This window comes from Pseudomonas sp. 44 R 15, from assembly GCF_900004965.1.
GTDB lineage: Bacteria > Pseudomonadota > Gammaproteobacteria > Pseudomonadales > Pseudomonadaceae > Aquipseudomonas > Aquipseudomonas orientalis_A.
Genome location: NZ_CVTU01000069.1, coordinates 21300 through 39445, shown reverse-complemented (window position 1 = coordinate 39445; position 18146 = coordinate 21300). Strand labels below are relative to the sequence as shown.

Below are 18146 nucleotides of genomic sequence, written 5' to 3'. Positions count from 1 at the left end.
CGGGAGGAGGGCGTTACAGCTCTTTAGTGGCACTGGAGAGCTGATCGTCCCGAATAGATCTCGAACAGGCCTCAAGGTGATTTCTGCAACAGGTAGACATCAACGACAACAACGGTAGAAAGGGCTTCACGGGTAAAGTGGCAAAACTACGCTAGGTAGCCACCTACCCGCCGGCCCGCTCAGAAGCCATCGCCGGTTTCGTCAGCACATCGAAAATTCTGCGACTGATGTCTGATGCCAGATCGTCGATGGCATCCATGGCTTCGTACACCTGCTCTGGCGTCAGCTTGATCGGCTCATTCTCAACGGTTTTCCCGTTGCGATGAACGATGTCATGACGCACCCTGCAGATCGGAGCGAAGGTCGAAACGTCCAGATCCTTCATACCCTCACCTATCACCGCCACAAGCACAGTCTTAATGGTATCCGGGTTGTGAAAAGTGATTTCGGAAAGTGCTTTCAGGATCACTCCCTCCACGCCTCGGGGGTGCTCAGCAATTTCCACCAAAGAGATTTTCTTACCCTTTTGGATGCTCTCGATCTGCCTGGCGATGCTGAGCAGGAAAGCTCTGTTCCTCAGTACTAGCGCATTGACCGAAGTACTGATCATGGTTTCAAGCAGCGTGACGCTGTGAGCGTATACGAGCTTACAGGTCGTCTGGGTATGCGGGCCGTTCACGCTATCCCTGAGCAAGGCGCGAGCGAGATCGAGCTCAGCACTGAACTCGATGTACAGCTCGTGAAAAGATTGGAGTTGGAGCCAATGGTATTCAGCCTCTTGCTCGAACGCATCGTTCATGTCCGAGTATTCTTGGGCCAACGCTTCGTAGGCTTCAGATTCTTCATCGAGGAAATCGCCACCATGGCGAGCACGGGCCCATTCAAGAAACCGCTCCTGCTCAACCTCAAAAAAAAATGCTCCTTTATCGTGCTCATAAAAATCTCATCCTGAACAACCTCCATAGGTCGTCACTCACATCTGCACCCCCCCCTAAGTCGCGAGTGTCGCAGACCCAGGTAGCTTCACAGACCCAGGTCGTGGGCCATCTGATCGTCGATCATCTTGCTGTCTGCAAAGCCGTCCTCAATCAGCCTGCGACGTAGAAGGCCTGAAAGTTCCTTGACGAGACCGCACTCCACTTTTAGAGCGGCAGGGTAGCCCTCGAAGCTGCGAAATGCATGTGTGAGGCGCTTCGAAATCCGCACTGAACCGTAGGGTGAATTGAGGACGGGGTCTCGATCGGTACGCGAAGATAGGTCAAGCACAGCGTGCAGCTCTGAAAGTTCGTAGTGGCATCGCCAGTATCGCTTAATGCGGCGCAGTTCGGTTCGGGCTGCTCGTAGATCCGCCAAGGCATTAAGTCCGGCAGCCTTGGTGGTAGGCGACAGGGGTGGCCGCAGATAGGAAAGCGCGTTTTGGCATTGGTACAATTTGCCAAAAGACCCACCCATCAACTGAGGATTGGGGCATACACCGAGGGCAGTGGCACCAGGTACCAGCGTGGTTTTGGGTGTGTGTGAAATATGAGCCTCGATGATGTCTGCGGTCGTGAGCATAGCTGAGCAGATGTCCTTATTGCGAACGCCTTGGTAAACCACCAACAAAATAACCTACGTCCCTGGCAATTATTTCCTTTTCAGATGGTTGCTCACAGTCTGCCTGGTAACCCCCAGCCGCCTCGCGACCTCCGCCTGGGTCAGCCCCTGATCCATAAGCTCAATGATCTGGGCGTGCAATTTCAAACCTGCGACCACTTCTGGGTGTGGATCTTTGGTGATGTCGGAAGGGATTTTGCTCGTCAGCAAGTCTTGATCGCTGAGGTCACCCAAAAGGTGATTAACGACTTCCTGCGGGGTTTGATCACGCTCCGCTGCATACGCCAATACAAGCAAGGTTAGGGGATCAACATTCAGAGCTTTGGCGAGCTCTTGACTAACGTCGAGGGTCACCGAGCGACTCCCCGATTCCAAGCGACTCACATAGGAGGGATTGGCGGCTGGTGCCAGATGCTGTTGTGAGACCTCACTCCGTTTACGGAGAAAACGAAGGGCGGAGGCGTACGCGATGCGAAGCGACATGAGCGTTCCTGGCAAACGCAACGATATGCTGGGATTGCCTTGTCACAAGCAAATGCCTATAGTCAATATTGTCATGTTGAGGATCACCGGCACGCTCGTACGCGATCAAAGCCGCCCATCTTCTTCAATATACGCTTAAACCGTCATTTAGCTCCGAGGTGTCGCGAACCGGGTTATCCCGATCAACCATGCCTCCAATAGCAAAGCCCGAAGCGCCCAGGCCAATGAAAGTACTGCTCTACTCAGATCTCCATGTGGAGTTTGCACCGTTCCAACCACCCGAGGTGGAGGTCGACTTGGTCGTGCTCGCCGGCGACATTGGTATCCAAAAAAGAGGTGTTTTGTGGGCAAACGAGGCCTTCCAATGCCCAGTGATTTACTGCGCCGGGAATCACGAAGCCTACAAAGGACACCTCGACCGGACGCTGGAAAAGATGAAAGCCGCTGCTGCGGGCCACGTCCATGTCATGGAGAACGAGTCATGGATATTTAATGGTGTGAGGTTCTTGGTAGGCACGGGATGGACAGACTTTTCGAGTACAGGGGACGTTGTTGCTGCGTCGACGACATGTGCCAGGGAGATGAATGATTTCCGGATGATCAGGGCTGATTCGAACTACCGCCGACTGCGGCCTGCCGATCTGATTGCGAAGAATAATGCTACCAAAGCGTATCTGAGCCGGGAGTTGGCTGAGCCATTCGAGGGCAAGACGTTCGTTATCACCCATCACTGCCCAATCCCCGAGGTCGGCGGAGACGAGCACGGCGGGCATCTCAGTGCGGCTTATTACAACCGGTGGCACAGCTTGGTTGAGCAGGCCGACTTTTGGGCGTTCGGCCATACCCATCATTCTACCGACACCGTGTTGGGTGGGTGCCGACTGGTATCAAACCAGCGAGGCTATCCAGGTGAAGTCTGCGGGTTTGACCCAGGCAAAATCATTGAAATTGTATGAGGTATGGAGAATAGCGTGAGTGTCTGTGAATTGATCGAACTCCCTACGTGGGTTGTACGGGCGAGTGCCGTTGATTGGGGCGTTACTGTCGATGGCTATTTAGTGAACGCAGCGCGGGTGGGTGATCGCTACGCAGCCATCGTCTACGGTGACCAGTCCGGGGTGATTCGCGATGGCATGACAGTCGTGACTCCATCGGTTCGCGCTGTTGAGCAGCGCAGCGGCTTCACATTGGTGCGTAGCCGGAGTGGTGATGATCACTATGTCATCGTCACCGAGCTCCTGGATCGTGATACCGGAGACGCATAGCCATTGTCCTGATGTGCACCAAGCTTAGGTGAGGGCTGGCAGGATAACTCCACGGCAAGGGACTCCCGCAGGCTGATGTAATCGTGCTGGCATCTGAACTCTGATGATTGGAAATCGATGTCATCCATGGGACGTGCACATGCCTGCTATAAAAACTTAATAGCCACTACTTGTGGCAGATAACGTTCACTAGTACTTAAGGAAAGGTATGTCCGACCTCAAAAAAATTACAGTTATAGTCAAGAACTTCAATCTGCAGGCTAGCGGTGACATTGACGCTCTTTACACAATGGTGCGATGCGAAGATGAGGAAGGAAATACGCACCACTTCAAAGAGGTGGTGATGCTGGACTACCTAAAAAGGCACGGCGCGATGACTACTGATACTCCCCGCACTTGGTTCTTCAAACATCTGGGAAAGAAATCTATCGTTCTTGTCGCATTTGAGAAAGGCAGTGGGAAAGTTGAGTATGACCTCGATCATATGCGACTCGTCGCCAAATCGACCTTCCTGAAAGGCATTGTGTACGGGTTGGCGGCAGTACCCGCAGGTGTGATTGTTGGCACAGCTACGTACGGTATCGGTTTGCTTCTTATCCCTGTATTCCTTTTTTACAGCTACAGGAACATTTTCAAACTCCCGAAAATGCTGCGCCGTAAGACCTTGATCAATGATCTGGCATCTCACGGTGTTGTCGTGCGGTAATAACGAGCGCGTCATGCATCAAGCCGTTAAAGTCTAGCTATAGATGAGAGAGCGAGCAGGATTGAGGCGATAATTTTTGACCCGTCCGGCACCTTGGCCGGAATTGAAAATCGTCAAAACCCCTATCGCCGGCTCCTTCCGTATGGAGAATCGCAGCGGCGAGCAGTGTCACCAACTGACCTGCGTTCAATCATGACCATTTAGGTCGGTCTAGCAGAGGCTGCTGATCTGCAAGGGATATAAGGGTGGCTTGCGCAGTTGGTCAACCGCCAATGCTGTCTCGATCTTAAAGTCCAGTTCATGGAACCCTTTGATGACTCACCACATAGGCAGGTTCGAAAAGCTGTAAACCTGTTTTTTGATCTGTAAACCAGCTTGATTAACAGATTAAAAAGATGGTTTACAGTCCAGCATCAGGGCTACCTCCTGATGAGAAAGGTCGTCGGAGTGAGTCCTGCGACGTCTTGTGACGGCGTGCTCGGGACATACATGGCATTTGAATCAGGTCGGAAAGGGGGAGGCCCGTTGATTTCAGCAATCGTATTCGACGCATTCGGTACCATTGTTCGCATTTCTAAGCGCACCAACCCATACGGTGCCTTGCTCAAAGAAGGCCGTCGACAAGGCTTGGTGCTGACACCCGACAGCACTCATTTCGTGATGACGGCGAACCTCAGTCTTGACCAGGTGGCAGATCATCTGAGAATCGAGCTTTCATTCTTGAAGCGAGCCGAGTTGAACGATGCGTTGGGCAAGGAACTGGCTTCTATCGAGCCATACCCTGATGCTCTAGCGGCAATTGACTGTTTGCAGGAAGCGGGCGTGGTGATTGGGATCTGTTCTAACCTGGCTCAGCCCTACGGCCCTGTGATCCGGACAGCCTTCCCGCGTGTGCAGTTTCACGCTTTCAGTTACGAGCTTGGCGTCATGAAGCCTGACCCCAGTATCTACCTGGCCATGTGCCGGGAGATGGGCCTGGAGACCCATCACGCCGAGCTTGAAAATGCCCACGCGAGAATTGGAGTGGTGATGATTGGCGATTCCAGAAAATGCGACAGAGACGGCCCGACAGCCGTGGGGATAGAGGGGTACCATCTGGATCGGTCAGGCATGGGGCAGATCAGCGATCTGAGGCAATTCGCCGACATGATCATCGGCCACAACGCGCGGGTTGAGCAGTAACCCCTGAACGATCAGAGCAAACTAGAGCTCAGCCCTAATGCCATCAATTGAACTGAGCAAGCGCTCCAGCTGAGCCAGCTTGATTGGCCCTGCGGAGGGACGCTGAGCCAGAACGGCGTGAGCGTGCTGAACCTGATGCATCTGCAAACCACACAAGGCGAAACGAATAAGTGATTTGGGCGCATGGTGGCCCTATGAAATAGCACGCTTTCTGCCTATCTTTGAGCTGGATCTGCCTCTGCCAAGGACTGTGCCATGCTCGAAAAAATACTTCTCCGCAATGTTTCCAGTTACTCGCCAAACGCTGCCGTTTCCATTGCTCCGCTCAAGCGCGTGAGCTTGTTCTATGGCCAGAACGGTACAGGCAAGACCACAATCGGTAATTTCCTACAGGCCCCTGGTGAGGCCTGTTATGGCGTCTGCGGGGTAGAGCCGGTCAAGGCGGGTCGTGAGGTGCTGGTCTACAACCACCACTTCATGGAGAAAAATTTCCAGGAGGCGGCGTCTCAGCCAGGGGTATTCACGCTCAACGAGGGAAACATTGAGGCCAAAGAGGCATTGGCAGCAGCAGAGGCATCCATTGCGGATTTAACGGTCGCCCATGATGCTGAAATGGAGAAGGGGGTTAGCAGCAGGAAGGTTCATGACGCTGCGTACGAAGTACTGTTGGAAAGTGTCTGGAAGCCGAAGCGCGAGTTTGATGGGACTGCACTGGCCTATTGCTTCAAGTTGCTCAACACGAAGGAGCGATTGCTGGAGGCCGTTCGCAATGTGCCGCTGGTTGCCTCTACCGATACTCCCCAAGGGCTGTTGGCTGAGGCGGCTGCGTTAAAGGAGACCAGCGATCAGGAGCTGCCGGGCATTGCGCCGCTGGCGTTTCAAGTGCAGAGCCTGGAGGGCGATCCGATTCTGCAAGAGGTCATCACCGGGTCAGGTGACTCTTACCTTTCCGCGTTTATCCAGCAGCTGGGAAACTCTGACTGGGTCAAGCATGCCCTGCGCTTTGAGGGAGAGTCGCACGACAAATGCCCTCTTTGCCAGCAAGTCCTGCCTCCGGATTTCTACGCTGAGGTTCGTAAGGTCTTCGACAAGACCTACGAGGAACGGCTGGACGTGCTGCGACAACTCGAAGCCCGGTACCAGGGCGGGGTCGAGCAGTTTCTACGCCGATGCGAAGCCCCGGAGTACCAGCACCAAGCGATCAAGCTGCATGTCACCAAGCTGCAGGCGATGTTCCAAAAAAACCTGCAAGCCATCGTCGACAAAGTCGCCAGTCCATCCTTGATCACTACCCTGGATTCCACTGCCCCACTGGTGGCCAAGTTGAATGGCGAAATCGCGGCTGAGCAACAGAAGGTCGACGAGATCAACGCGAAGATAAAGAACCGAAAGCAGCATGAAGACAGCATCAAACAACGCTTCTGGAGCTGGTACAGAGGGGCGTGCAATGCCTTTATCGTAACGTTCGACAAAGTCGAGAAGGCCCAAAGCCGCATACGCCAGGCGGCCAAAGATGAGGTGCAGAACCTCAGAAGTCTTATCCAGGAGCAGCAGGGGATCGTGAGGGCGTCCAGAGCATCCATCACCAATACCGACCAAGCGGTCGAGAACATTAGGTATTGGTTGCGAATGCTGGGTCTGAAAGGCTTCGAGCTGATCAAGGAGGAGGGCTCTGTGCCCCAGTATCGGCTTGAGCGCCCAGCCCAGACAGAAGGGGTGTTCAAGACCCTAAGCGAGGGCGAGAAAACGCTGATCTCATTCCTCTACTTCCTGGAGGTCTGCAACGGAGAGATGGGCTCTGGGGCTGGGAAGCTCAAGAGTGATCGGATCATTGTCATCGACGATCCGATTTCGAGCCTTTCCCATAACTACGTCTACGACATTGCGTCCTTGATCAGGCGCCAGGTGCTGATGCCGAAGGAGCGCTTCAAGCAGGTGATCATCCTGACGCACAACCTCTTCTTCTTCCATGAGATGGTCAAGCTGTTGAAAGAGGATGGAGAGAAAGCGTTTGCGCTGTTCCGCATCACCAAGTCCGAGTACAGCTCGGTGGTGGCGATGGAGGAGCGGGAAATACAAAACGACTACCAGGCGTGCTGGCAGACGATCAAGGATGCCCTGCAGGGGAGGACGTCGCCCAACGTGTTGCCAAACATGATGCGCAACATCTTGGAGTATTACTTCAGCTTCGTGCACCAGGCCCCCACGCTGCGTCAGGCGCTGATGAAGCTCAGCGAGGACAAGCCAGAATTCAGGGCGTTTTTCCGTTACATCAACCGTGAGTCCCATACGGACTCGGTCAACATCACGGACTTCGGTGAGATCGACCCTGCCACCTTCATCGACCGCTTCAAGGACGTGTTCGTGGAAACGAATTTCGAAGCGCATTTCGACAAGATGATGGCGTGAGGTTGTTCAGGGGGAGGGGAGTTGGAAAGTCAATCAGGGGTAAGGGAGCAAGTTTTGCCTGGGCAAATGATGGCCTTTTCACGCCAGCTTTCCAATGATAGCATTGCGCCTGCAGCTACCACCAAGGACTCTCCTTCCTGCCTGGCACTCATCTGCTCGCTTTGCACGTGGCGTGTAAAGGCTATCAGCGGCCCGCTGAGATCAGATGGAGAATACGCCATGACCGATCATGGAAAAGTTGTGCTGGTTCGCCAGTACAACCGTTTCCGGCTGGGGCAGTGGGAGATCGTGTGCACGCACATGCGCTCCCTTCCGCGCCGTTAATTGAACGTACCTAGGTGGTAGCTGCATCCTCCCTATCTCGCTCCTTCCTGATGCCAGCCTGGCTATCATCTGCGCCCGGCCCCAGGCTGACCTTCTTCTGAAACTCGACCACTGCCTGCACAAAATGCACGGCTGCGTATTTCTGAGCGTGTCGCTAAAAATGTCCTTTGTGCGGTCAGTATCGTACAAAGTTATTCAATTGCGACGCTTGATGCCATTTTGCGACATTTTTGTCCCCCCACCCCCTTGAAAAATTTTAAACGGGACGGAGTTTTTATATTTGAGGGCAAGAGAAAAGCGGCAGTGGCCCAGACACCACCGTTACCGCGGATTACCACCGGCTTCTACATCTGATCGGCTTCTAGATGACATGGTTTAGCCTTCGGTTGCCTGCCGACAGGCATGGCGAGGGCTGCTAGGGAATCGGTTTTTTGGGCCGGGAGGCCCAACTGTCTCTTTGGCTACAAACAACCAAGCAAGCCAGATTTTTTTGTGGGGTGACTCCGCGTCAAACCGTACCTGTGTCATCCAACATGTTTCGATGTTGGTCGAGGTCGCCCCAGATTTTTAGCGCGTGGGGTAGGGGTGATGACACTGATTGGCGATATATTGATCTGCGTGGCTCATGCCGGCGCATTGGCCATCACCAGGGCCTCTTGTAACGTCTCCAAAGCGTCTTTTAAGCGTTGATCCTCCCGAGCGTCACCGCTGGCCGGTACGAAAGTCTGGCAATGACGAAGCAGAGCTTCTGCGTCGTTCTGGTTGAGGTCAAAGTCGATGTGCATGATCGGGTTGTCTCGGCTATGGAAATGATCGGGCTGCGTTCAGCGATGGTGTAGTAGAAGCGGGGTTTGGCGTTGAAGATCGAGGTAGAAATGCTCATGTGGGAAAAGGCGTGGGGGCTTATGGAGACTCTCTGGCCATGATTTTGCGCCAGGCTTTGATGGGCTACAAGCGTACTCCCGGCCTTGATGATTTGACCCGTCTGTATCCCAGCGTTGTCGGAGATGAGGCGCTGATTATGCTTCGGCGTGAGTTGATTTTGCGCTGGCCGGACGGCTATTTCGGGCGTTCGAATTTGTGTGTTGAGCTACGTTCGCGGCCTCGATCACACTTGCATCAGTACTTACTGCGCCGACTCGTCACTGACCATCCAGATACGCCTGCTCTACGGGGTGCTCTGTTCGGAGTGGACGTCGGGGCATGATGAGCCTTTCAGATCACTGGCTGTGGCCGGCCCCGATTCACCTCTGGAACCACCATGAAAAATGACAATGTCTCTGCGGCGCTGACCGAAGCAGAGTACGTGGAAATGATGCGCGAATTCGAATCGGCGAGTCTGTGGATGAGTGAGCAGCTGGGGTTGAAATGTAATTTCGCCTCAACGGCACAAACACTTAGTTTCTGTAGTGCCAGTGAGGGTTCGGTTTCCAGTTCAAGAGATGCGAAGAGATGACTGATATCCTCAGCGAAGAAGAGATGCGCGCGGCGTTATTTGGTGGTGCGAGCACAGCCACTGGTGAGCCTAGCCGGCATCAGGATTACAACCCCCTGCCATTGCCCGCCTCTAGAACTCCCTTAACGAAGCCGCTTGTTTCTAGGTTGCGCGTAACCCTACATGTCACGAAGGTCTATGAGGGCCCACTGGAACTTTTTGTTCACGACGTGAATACCCTGGGTAGCTTGGTGGCCGAAGCAGAAGCCAAGGCTGCCGCAAAGAAGAAAAAGTATCGCTATTTCGAACTGGTGTCGGTCAAGTCTGTTCAGGTCTGAAAGGGCTCGGCGTCCAGCGCCTTTTCAGCATCGGCGACTGCTGGCTCCAACAATCGTCCTCCCGGCTGCCAGCCTTAGGGCGTTGACGCCTTCTCGCGGTCTGCAATCTGCAAGGCCGCAACGAGACGTAGCAGCTCGTCGATAGAGCGTCCGACGTTCATCGGGTACCAACTGATCGCCCGAATGATCCCCTCCGGGTCAATGATGTAGCTCACCCGCACTGTGGAACTATCGGGCGCGTCCGCCGCAATCATTCCATAGCCCTGAGCGATGGCCATCGAAGGATCCTCGATGATGGGGAACTCAATGGTAGTTCCTAGCTTGTCACGAACGTCCCTGAGCCAGGCTAGGTGCGAGTAAAGACCATCGACCGATAACGCCAAGACAGCACAGCCGAGCTCATCAAACCTGCTCTGCCGGCACTCTTGGCTGTGGGCAGTTCGCTCGTAGCAGTCACTGCTTTTGGTCTGATAACGGCATTCAACTACGCGCGCTCGGGCTTGGTTGAATGGCCGCTGGCGGTAAGCTTTGTCGTTGGTGGCTGCTTGGGCGGGCTGCTAGGTGGTTGGCTTGCGTCAGTTCTCGGCCAGCGCAAAGGTACGCTGAACTTGATCTCGGCTGCGGTCATCGCGCTCACAGGGATGTATATGCTTTGCCGCAGCGCCTTCGGTTAACGTCATCGAGCGCCGGTTGCGAAATTGCGCGCCTTGGTTGGGGAATTGCACTGATTTGACCACCTGTTTGCATTCGACTTAATCAGTCATTTGCATCGGATGTGACCAGCGCACGGCTAAGTCTTGACCGGCAGGAAACTATCCAAAGCGGACGCTCACATAGATAAATTCCGGCCCACCCTGTCAGCACTAATAAAGTTAGTGCTTAATAAATACTCGGCGGTCGAGTCTTGTGCACAGAGCAGCAAAAAAATCCTTCATAAGCTCGACCATTTGACTCAGATAGAAGAAATCCATTATTATTATTTCTCCCTTTCTGTGAAGCCCGCTTTCTAGAGTGGAAATTCTGTCAAAAAAATCAAAGTCGTTAACTCCAAGCTCTCCTCCCTCATGAACTATACAATTACGGACGAGCCTGAAGTTATTTATCCTGTCCCACATTTCATCCAGCTCATCCCACTCGACCCTGTGTATTTCAATTAGGTACCGAGCGTAACTCCCAATGCATCCGAGGAAACGCTGGTCATCTGATTTTTTCTTGTGTTTTCTTACGTTGATTTTAACCTCTGTAACATCCGAGACGACTTGCGATACAGAGTACAGGGCGGTTTCAAAGGCAGAATAAATCATGGCGGCTGATGATTTTAAGAATAAGTTGTACTTTGTCTCATGGGAAATGCGATCCATCTGTACAAGAAACTTTGAAGCTTCCTGCTCGCCGCCCTCATCAATTATCTCGACCCACTCAAGCTTGTACTCCTTGGCTTCTATTTTAATTTCGTCAATTCGGAAGAAATTATCTATTTTGCGTAGATATGAACTCACCTCTCGCATCGACATGCGCCAGGTTCCATTTGCATATTTAGGCAAAAAATCATGTAAAAAATTAAATTCGTTCATAATAGCTCCACTCCATTGAAGATCAGCACTCTATCTTATCTTCAGGCTTCAGGTCATATCAATGTTTTTGTAAAATAGAAATTAATTAAATCTAGTATAAGCTGTGTGCGAATTTGCGAATCCGCATTTTATGCCTCAGCTTTTGGGGTGGGGTATTCCATCTGTCTTCCTTGAGCTTATAGCGACTGACTTTGAAGGGCAGCTTCGGGTTGATTGTGTTGAAAAAGTCGGTCCTTCCAGGCTGCGCATGTACTGACTGCTGAAAATGCCTTTTTTGCGCGCAGCTACGCGAAATCTGAGCCCGGAACCCTCTGCTCAAAGTAAAGATTTCAATCTCAAACGCGTACTTTTCTGCCGTGGAAACCATGGCCGACTTTTTCAACAGAATCGGTTGAAAGCGGTCGCTAGCGACGGGCTTCTTTCAACCCATAGTGGCCACCGGCGAAGGGGCGGCTGTCGGCCATGAACGGTCATACCATCATTGGTCTTTAACGATTCATACCAAGTTCTCATTTCAAAATTTTTAGCCCCCCCAGAGACACATTTCGGATTGCCCAATTTCATCGCTACTGATAGGCTTATTTTTATTATAACGACTAGATATTTTGTCTTTTATCTAGATCTACCTAGTTTTCGGGTGAGGGTTCGTAATGCATATCGACCTAGATGCAAAAAGAATTGACAGTCCAGCGTACAAATTAATTATGTATCTAAACAAGTATGAACCAGGACTTCTGGATGACGAGAATATTCAATTCCTTTTCAAGAACTTAAAAACGCACTTTAAGAAATTATTTTATGCAATCACGTACATTGATAAAGTCCAAAGGAATAGTGATTTTATTGACGCTCATGATCAAACTGCAATTGTCAGCATAAGTTCGATTGAATATTGCTACTATAAAATCAGCACTATTTTTGACATTGCCTATCAGATAGCAGATAGTTTAATATTTCCCAGAAAAAAAGAAGGAAATAAATACGAATACTTGGAGGGCAGGTTTGATGAGTATGCAAATACACTTATTGCCTTGCAGTTGGGTTGGTATAAAAACCTTAATGCAATTAGAAATAAAATAGTTCATGGCGGGATTACAGTTAATCCTTTTTATATTAACGATGATCGTGTAAAAAATAGAATTTGTTTTCAGGCATACAATTTTGATCTGGATGACCTTATTGAAATTAACTTCATGTATTCCAATAGGTATAACGATAACATTAGCTTTGCTGACAATTATTTTGCCTTTCATACGCATCTTCTGTACTCGTACCTAACCGATTTTTTTGAGTTTGTGCTGATGGAGCTGAATAAGAACAAGGGGCATGATGTAAGTGACTTAAGCTTCCATGATCTGCCTTTTGATTTTTTTGAAAGAAATCAAAAAACGTGGTTGCTCTCAGAGGTTGATGCATTTGTTGATATGACTAAGAGAATGATAGCTCTGTATTTAGCTGGCGGGGATTTGAATAATATTGATCAAGTAAGTCCGGAGGAAGTTAGCCAGTTGTTCCAAGGATTCCCATTCACCATGATGAATAAAATTGGTGAGGGTGATTGGGTCTTGATGGAGGAGGAGAACTAATAATGCAAGTTAAAATGGTGGCTTCGCGTGTCGGCGATTGTAGTGGTGATGTGCAAATTATTAGTTTTTGAACTTTAGCCCTTATCTAACTAGTGTGGGGTAATTGTGGGGTGGTTTGCATTTTGTCGATGGCCGCAATCCATCAGCGGCTTGCTGCTGGTGGGCTGTGCGTATGACATCTGCTAAGCGCCGCAGGCCTTCGTCCAAGCGCTGCGGATCGATATGGCTGAAGTTGAGGCGCAGGTGTCCCAGGTTGTTTTCCGGGTCAGGGAAGAATGGCTCACCTGGCATAAATGCAACGTTCGCCGCCAAGGCGTCGCTCATCAATGCGCGGGTATCAATCCGTTTCTTCAGGGTGAGCCAGAAGAAAAGCCCTCCTTGCGGCATAGTCCAGTCGGCGAGGTCGGAAAAATGATGCTCCAGAGATGTCTGGAAATCATCCCGGCGCGCGCGATAAAACTCCCTAAGCGCAACCAGATGGTTTTGGAGCTGTTGGGTACCTATCCACTGCATAGCTTGCCATTGCCCCATGCGATTGGTGTGCAAATCGGCGGCCTGCTTGAGGCGTAGAAGATTTGGGAACAGGTCGGGACTGGCAATCAGATACCCCACTCGTAATCCTGGCAGCATTGTCTTTGAAACGGTACCGGTGTAGATCCAGCTGCGCGCGCTGGAGGAGGCTGGCATCATCCAAGGCTACCGTGCGCAGCTCTCGGCCACGGGGCTCGGCCTGAATTTCTCGTCAATCGTGTTCGTGACGCTGCGAGAGGGGCATCAGCAAGCAGTCGCTGAGTTTGAAGCGGCGCTGCCGGGTATTCCTGCCATCATCCAAGCGCAGCGCTTGTTTGGCGATCCGGACTACATGTTGATGGTGGTGACCACTGATCTTCCTGCGTTTCAGAAGCTCTACGATGAAGAGCTATCCAGGCTTCCGAACGTCCAGCGTTTGATCTCCACCCTCGTCATGAAGCATGTGATTACTGACCGTCCGCTTCCTTTCGCCTAAGCAGTGAAGGCAGGTAAGGAAGATGGGGTGGGGGCACCGCTGAGAGCTGTATTTCAGCCATGCTCCAGCCATTCCGCAAGCTTCTCCACCTCATCAATCGCGGCATCAAGCGCATCGCGGGTCACATGAACGGTGGACGCGCTTACGGCGTAGGTCTGTACCAGTCTTACAAAGCCCCCGCGATGGTGCCAGGCGCAATGCTGAAACCTACCGCAAAATGGGCGAATCACTGAGGTTGCGAACGTTATCTTGATTCTGCGGGTGATGACCACAGACTCAACCCATCACTATTCAATCTTGACCGTTATCCTGCCAACCTTTAGATAGGTATCCATTAGTAGCTGAAACCTCCAGTGGAGGCGGAGAGTTTTTCCATGAGACCGCTATTGCCGAATGACGCAATGTACAATCAGGCCGTGGACGCTATGAAGAAATACAACCAAGCCAGATCTGAGGGGAAACCAGAAGCAGAGGTTGAGCGCCTTCGGCTTGAAGCCGAATATACGTTCCAGTCAGTCACTGACTATCAGCTCGAAGCCCTTGGTGGCCCGCGCTCAACACGGCACTAACACCGAGCAAGGATGCGACCATGCTGTGCGGTGGCTGGAGCTCTTGGTCAGTCTGTACCGACAACTTGAGCTTTCACAAGCGCACCAACGAGCGTCTCCATAGCGTCAGCTAGCCGAGCATCCTCACGCGCATTCCTCCTGCTAGGAACAAAACCGTGGCAGTTACGCAGTAGCACGCCTAAGTTGCTTCGGTTGCTTTGCATTGAGGGGTGGTGACCTCAGTTGACTAGCATGGTAGAAGCTATCTCTATAGTCAGGCGCATGGCGCGCCTCGCTTCTCAACGTAGAAGGAATACATCTTGTTTGATAAAGCAACTTGGCAAGGCTGCTACGAGAGAAGCGCCATCCCGAAGTTCCGTTGCCCCCAATGCCGCAGTGGGCGATTGATCGTGGATCCGTCGAACATTCGAGTTAGGCACCCAGAATTCTCACAGATTCAATGCCAGCGTGACGACTATGAACCTGGCTGGGAGAGGGAGCGGTTCAGCGTAGAGTTGAAGTGCGACGAGGCCAGCTGTGGTGAGGTCTCATTCGCGATTGGCGATACAAGTGCAGAGGAGTATTACGAGCCCGAGGTCGATGCTTACGCGTGGATGACCCTTCTTAACATTCGCGGTTTTTTCCCTGCGCCCCCGATCATCAACGTTCCAACGCAAATGCCATATGAGATACAACATGAGCTGGAAAAGGCATTTGGATTGTATTGGTCAGACCTGAATGCAACGGCAAACCGGCTTCGGGTTACCGCAGAGCGCATCATGGATGATCAAGGTGTACCTCACGAAGCACTCACCAAGAAAAACGTCCTGAATCGGCTGGATCTTAACGGTCGGATAGCGCTTTTCAGTCATACGCACCCAGAGCATGCCGATACGATGACGGCCCTGAGGATGGTTGGTAATCTGGGCTCACACGGTAATGACGTCCAGCGAGAGGCCATTTTGGATGCTTTTGAGGTGTTCGAAGATTGCCTTTCAGAACTATACGGCGAACGAACTGCCCGACTCAAAAAGCTTAAGGATAAGTTGATTACCTCCAAAGGGAAATACTGACCCGATTCCCGTTAGTGGTCGAGGTGACCCACCCATAGGCACCTAGCTCCTAGCCAGGCGCGCCGTCACTTCTGTGACGGCGCACGCCCTTTGAGTTATTTTCTACGTTTGTGTCGTCGCCGTTTCGACACTGGTGTAGCTGTGGTCGGGCGCTGCTCCAGTTCGTTCTTCAGATCCTGAATCTGGGCCCTTAGCGCAGAATTTTCCTGCTCCAAGCGTGAGTCGACAGCTATAGCCTCCAGTGCCTGGTGGAGTAAGGCGGCAGTCTGAGGTGCTTTTTCGGGCGTCAGTGAATCATATTCAATGCGTGCTAGATCGTCAGCGGATAGTTGACGGTCACCTTGCTGATGCGCATCTTGAATTAGTCGATCCCTGACAAAGCGCATTAGCGTGCCACGCTTTGCCCAAGGCAAAGAATAATTACCACTAGATCGCACAAGTCTTAGCAAAGATCGTTCGAGCTCAGAAGAAAAGCCGCGCCTTTTTTCGTCAAACAAGAAAGCTTTCATTGCGGAAAGTCCAAGTGACACGTCAGGCAGCAGGGCTATAAGCTGCAGCAGTGCTGCGACTGATATAACTAGTTGCTGCTCGCCGCTTTTTTGGAATTGAGTATCTACCTGTACTAGTCGCCGCGCAGAGCTAACCAGTAAGCACGTAGCCGCAGGGTCGTCATTTTTCAGCTTTTTCAAGTGGTGTATTAATGCTGAATAGATTTGGGCATCGCGTGCCGCTTTATCTAGAGCATTTCTTTGGGCGCGACTGGAGAGTTTTCCAATGGCCCGCTCATTCAGAAATTGTCTGACTTTTTCTTCCAGCTCTTGCTCCTGTATGGAACGGCAAGGGAGTTGCTGGATTTTATAGTCGGATAATGCTGCGCTCACTTTGCGGAAGTCGTACTCAGTGTCTCCTTTGTAACTGTTAAGGTACGTCGGCCAATGGGAATGTTGAACCTTTTTATCTGCCATCAATTGAGCAAAAGAACGCACAAAAACGTTATCGATTAATTGTAAGCGATCCTCCTCCGTCCCAGGTAGGATGTGCCTTATTTCGCGGTAATCGCGCGTGGCGATAGATGCGTGATAGGCAACCTCTTCAAGAACAGGAGTGGGAGCGAAAACGCTACCATTTAGGCGCGTCCAGCGATCAACAATCGTCTCGATCGATTTATGCTCGGTCTCGCCTTCGCCCAAGAGAGATAAGACAACATCGGTGTCCAATACGAGAGTAGTTCTAGCGAACAATCTTGAAAGCGCAGCGCTGCTTGAGTGTTCTAGCCCTGCAGCGCATAGGGATAAGAAGCTAGCACTAAGGCGAACTAGCCAGTCGGTAGCTGCGCTAGTTCGATCTGTGAACATGTCTCGTACAGCTTGTCTAAGCTCCTCTCGTTGCTCCTGGTGCGTAGAGGTAGACGCTACGGCAGACGCGAAATCATCGAGAAAGCTCAATGGTGATATTGGTTCTACAGTATCATGATCATCATTGATGAGTGCGCTAATTTCTTCCACTAAAGCATCGCCGCGCGAAAGGAAATATTGAGCCATCCTTTCTTCGAAAACTTCCCAAATGCGGTTGAATTGGCTATCCAAAAATCGAGATCCAATTGAGCTTTCTAACACTGCCCTGATAGCTTTCCGACCTTCGAGTAAGCGCACAACCGCATTTTTTTCACGCTCCTGTCTTGAGGCATGACCTTCAGGTGTAATGCCATAGATTCCACCTTTGGGCTCTTTAATAAGACCTTTTGCATGGAGGCGTGAAATAGCAGGTAGCAGAGCCTCGTGCGCTACATTTCTTTGCAGTTTGAGTGCCCCTGAGAAGTCACGGGTCAATGCCTCCAATGTGCGTGTTTTGTTATCAGCGAGTACGTCGAGAATGCCTGAAGAGTAAACCTCTGATCTGATTTCTGCGGAGTTGTCACCTGATGATGAAATTAATGCCAGCCGGAGGCCTCGTATTTCGGTATCTTCGTTAGGGCCTCGGCCTATAGATCTGATGGTATTGCTTATTTCTGAACCGTAGTGCCGCTCAAGCAATCCGGATCCTTTATGTAAGTCAGTCTCCACCAGTTGAGTGGAACCTAGAATTACAATCGGAAATGCGTAATTTATTTTTTCCGAGATCGCAATTTCATTTTCGCGGCGTCGATGCTCGCTCAAGGGGTGGGATGAGCAGAAATATATACGAGTAATATTACGTGTCGTGGAGGTTATCCTTGCAATGTCTGAGAGGCACTTGTCGTCTACATCATCTCGTAAACTGGTGCAGGCATATACGCCTGAAGCTCTGCCAGCGCCGACGCCATCGCGCCCAAGATCCCAGGAGCGTGACGTAGAAAAGACGAGCGCCCCTCCTTCCAATGTCGAGACAATTCCATTACAGAAGTTCTCGAATCTGTAATCGCTGGTCTCCATCGCCAGGACTGTGGTGCTCACAGTCTGCTCTAAATCAGTGTTGTCCTTGAACATTTCTCTCCCCGCGATCAGCTAAATCACGCTGTAAAGTAAGAACACTACACCTCACGAGCTATTCGTTCACCTATTAAGTCAATTCGAGGCCTCGCCTAATCGATCGACGTAACTGGACTGCACGATCTGGTAGGAAGTAACGGATGAATCTGGAAA

General features: G+C 51.4%; 17 protein-coding genes and 2 pseudogenes. 11 read left to right on the top strand and 8 right to left on the bottom strand.

Annotated elements, in window-relative coordinates; all coding sequences use genetic code 11:
* Positions 1 to 163: 163 nt before the first annotated feature.
* The 3 genes from BFP93_RS08960 to BFP93_RS08950 all read right to left on the bottom strand — a co-directional run bounded on the left by BFP93_RS08960 (position 164) and on the right by BFP93_RS08950 (position 2079).
* Entirely contained in the window at positions 164 to 799 is a 636-nt protein-coding gene (locus BFP93_RS08960; protein WP_083205637.1) for a hypothetical protein, read from the bottom strand.
* A 224-nt stretch (positions 800 to 1023) separates the two neighbouring features.
* Entirely contained in the window at positions 1024 to 1557 is a 534-nt protein-coding gene (locus tag BFP93_RS08955) for a hypothetical protein (RefSeq protein ID WP_065892806.1), read from the bottom strand.
* A gap of 69 nt (positions 1558 to 1626) precedes the next feature.
* Positions 1627 to 2079 carry a helix-turn-helix domain-containing protein gene (locus BFP93_RS08950; protein ID WP_065892805.1) on the bottom strand — a complete coding sequence of 151 codons (453 nt, stop codon included), beginning with the start codon at positions 2077 to 2079 and terminating at the stop codon, positions 1627 to 1629.
* 224 nt (positions 2080 to 2303) lie between these two features.
* Between BFP93_RS08950 and BFP93_RS08945 the strand changes: the two genes are divergently transcribed.
* The 5 genes from BFP93_RS08945 (at position 2304) to BFP93_RS08925 (ending at position 7641) form a co-directional block, all read left to right on the top strand.
* Complete coding sequence (locus tag BFP93_RS08945) at positions 2304 to 3035, top strand: metallophosphoesterase (protein ID WP_065892804.1); 732 nt, start codon at positions 2304 to 2306, stop codon at positions 3033 to 3035.
* A gap of 15 nt (positions 3036 to 3050) precedes the next feature.
* Positions 3051 to 3344: a hypothetical protein gene (locus BFP93_RS08940; RefSeq protein ID WP_256095188.1), complete on the top strand. Its 294-nt coding sequence runs from the start codon at positions 3051 to 3053 to the stop codon at positions 3342 to 3344.
* 208 nt (positions 3345 to 3552) lie between these two features.
* On the top strand, positions 3553 to 4050 hold the full coding sequence (locus BFP93_RS08935; RefSeq protein ID WP_065892802.1) for a hypothetical protein: 498 nt from the start codon (positions 3553 to 3555) through the stop codon (positions 4048 to 4050).
* A gap of 525 nt (positions 4051 to 4575) precedes the next feature.
* Positions 4576 to 5232 carry an HAD family hydrolase gene (locus tag BFP93_RS08930; protein ID WP_065892813.1) on the top strand — a complete coding sequence of 219 codons (657 nt, stop codon included), beginning with the start codon at positions 4576 to 4578 and terminating at the stop codon, positions 5230 to 5232.
* 255 nt (positions 5233 to 5487) lie between these two features.
* Positions 5488 to 7641 carry an AAA family ATPase gene (locus tag BFP93_RS08925; protein ID WP_065892801.1) on the top strand — a complete coding sequence of 718 codons (2154 nt, stop codon included), beginning with the start codon at positions 5488 to 5490 and terminating at the stop codon, positions 7639 to 7641.
* 947 nt (positions 7642 to 8588) lie between these two features.
* Here the strand turns inward: BFP93_RS08925 and BFP93_RS28850 are convergent.
* Entirely contained in the window at positions 8589 to 8750 is a 162-nt protein-coding gene (locus tag BFP93_RS28850) for a hypothetical protein (RefSeq protein WP_176717558.1), read from the bottom strand.
* Between the two features lie 476 nt (positions 8751 to 9226).
* On the opposite strand from BFP93_RS28850, the gene BFP93_RS08920 reads away from it, so the two are divergent.
* Both BFP93_RS08920 and BFP93_RS08915 read left to right on the top strand, forming a co-directional pair.
* Positions 9227 to 9421 (top strand): hypothetical protein, encoded by a 195-nt coding sequence (locus BFP93_RS08920; protein ID WP_065892800.1) that lies wholly within the window; start codon positions 9227 to 9229, stop codon positions 9419 to 9421.
* The gene (locus BFP93_RS08915) at positions 9418 to 9738 is read left to right on the top strand and encodes a hypothetical protein (RefSeq protein WP_065892799.1); all 321 of its coding nucleotides are present in this window, start codon (positions 9418 to 9420) and stop codon (positions 9736 to 9738) included. Before BFP93_RS08920 ends, BFP93_RS08915 begins: the two co-directional genes overlap by 4 nt.
* 74 nt (positions 9739 to 9812) lie before the next feature.
* Here the strand turns inward: BFP93_RS08915 and BFP93_RS08910 are convergent, their stop codons facing one another.
* Positions 9813 to 10121, bottom strand: coding sequence for a redoxin domain-containing protein (locus tag BFP93_RS08910; RefSeq protein WP_065892798.1), 309 nt, complete (start codon positions 10119 to 10121; stop codon positions 9813 to 9815).
* 42 nt (positions 10122 to 10163) lie between these two features.
* Between BFP93_RS08910 and BFP93_RS27250 the strand changes: the two genes are divergently transcribed.
* On the top strand, positions 10164 to 10412 hold the full coding sequence (locus BFP93_RS27250) for a TSUP family transporter (RefSeq protein WP_370737779.1): 249 nt from the start codon (positions 10164 to 10166) through the stop codon (positions 10410 to 10412).
* Positions 10413 to 10610: 198 nt separating this feature from the next.
* Here the strand turns inward: BFP93_RS27250 and BFP93_RS08905 are convergent, their stop codons facing one another.
* A complete protein-coding gene (locus tag BFP93_RS08905) occupies positions 10611 to 11312 on the bottom strand; it encodes a hypothetical protein (protein WP_141687957.1) in 702 nt (233 codons plus the stop codon).
* 650 nt (positions 11313 to 11962) lie between these two features.
* Here BFP93_RS08905 and BFP93_RS08895 point away from each other — a divergent pair.
* Entirely contained in the window at positions 11963 to 12898 is a 936-nt protein-coding gene (locus BFP93_RS08895) for a hypothetical protein (RefSeq protein ID WP_065892795.1), read from the top strand.
* A gap of 144 nt (positions 12899 to 13042) precedes the next feature.
* Here the strand turns inward: BFP93_RS08895 and BFP93_RS08890 are convergent.
* Positions 13043 to 13561 (bottom strand): annotated as a pseudogene (locus BFP93_RS08890) (aminotransferase class I/II-fold pyridoxal phosphate-dependent enzyme); the annotation flags it as partial.
* Between BFP93_RS08890 and BFP93_RS08885 the strand changes: the two are divergent.
* Positions 13557 to 13904 (top strand): annotated as a pseudogene (locus BFP93_RS08885) (Lrp/AsnC family transcriptional regulator); the annotation flags it as partial. The pseudogenes BFP93_RS08890 and BFP93_RS08885 overlap by 5 nt on opposite strands.
* An 868-nt stretch (positions 13905 to 14772) precedes the next feature.
* Positions 14773 to 15525, top strand: coding sequence for a DUF4145 domain-containing protein (locus BFP93_RS08875; protein ID WP_065892793.1), 753 nt, complete (start codon positions 14773 to 14775; stop codon positions 15523 to 15525).
* A gap of 95 nt (positions 15526 to 15620) precedes the next feature.
* Here BFP93_RS08875 and BFP93_RS28300 read toward each other — a convergent pair whose 3' ends face one another.
* The gene (locus tag BFP93_RS28300; protein WP_141687956.1) at positions 15621 to 17990 is read right to left on the bottom strand and encodes a hypothetical protein; all 2370 of its coding nucleotides are present in this window, start codon (positions 17988 to 17990) and stop codon (positions 15621 to 15623) included.
* Between the last annotated feature and the right edge of the window lie 156 nt (positions 17991 to 18146).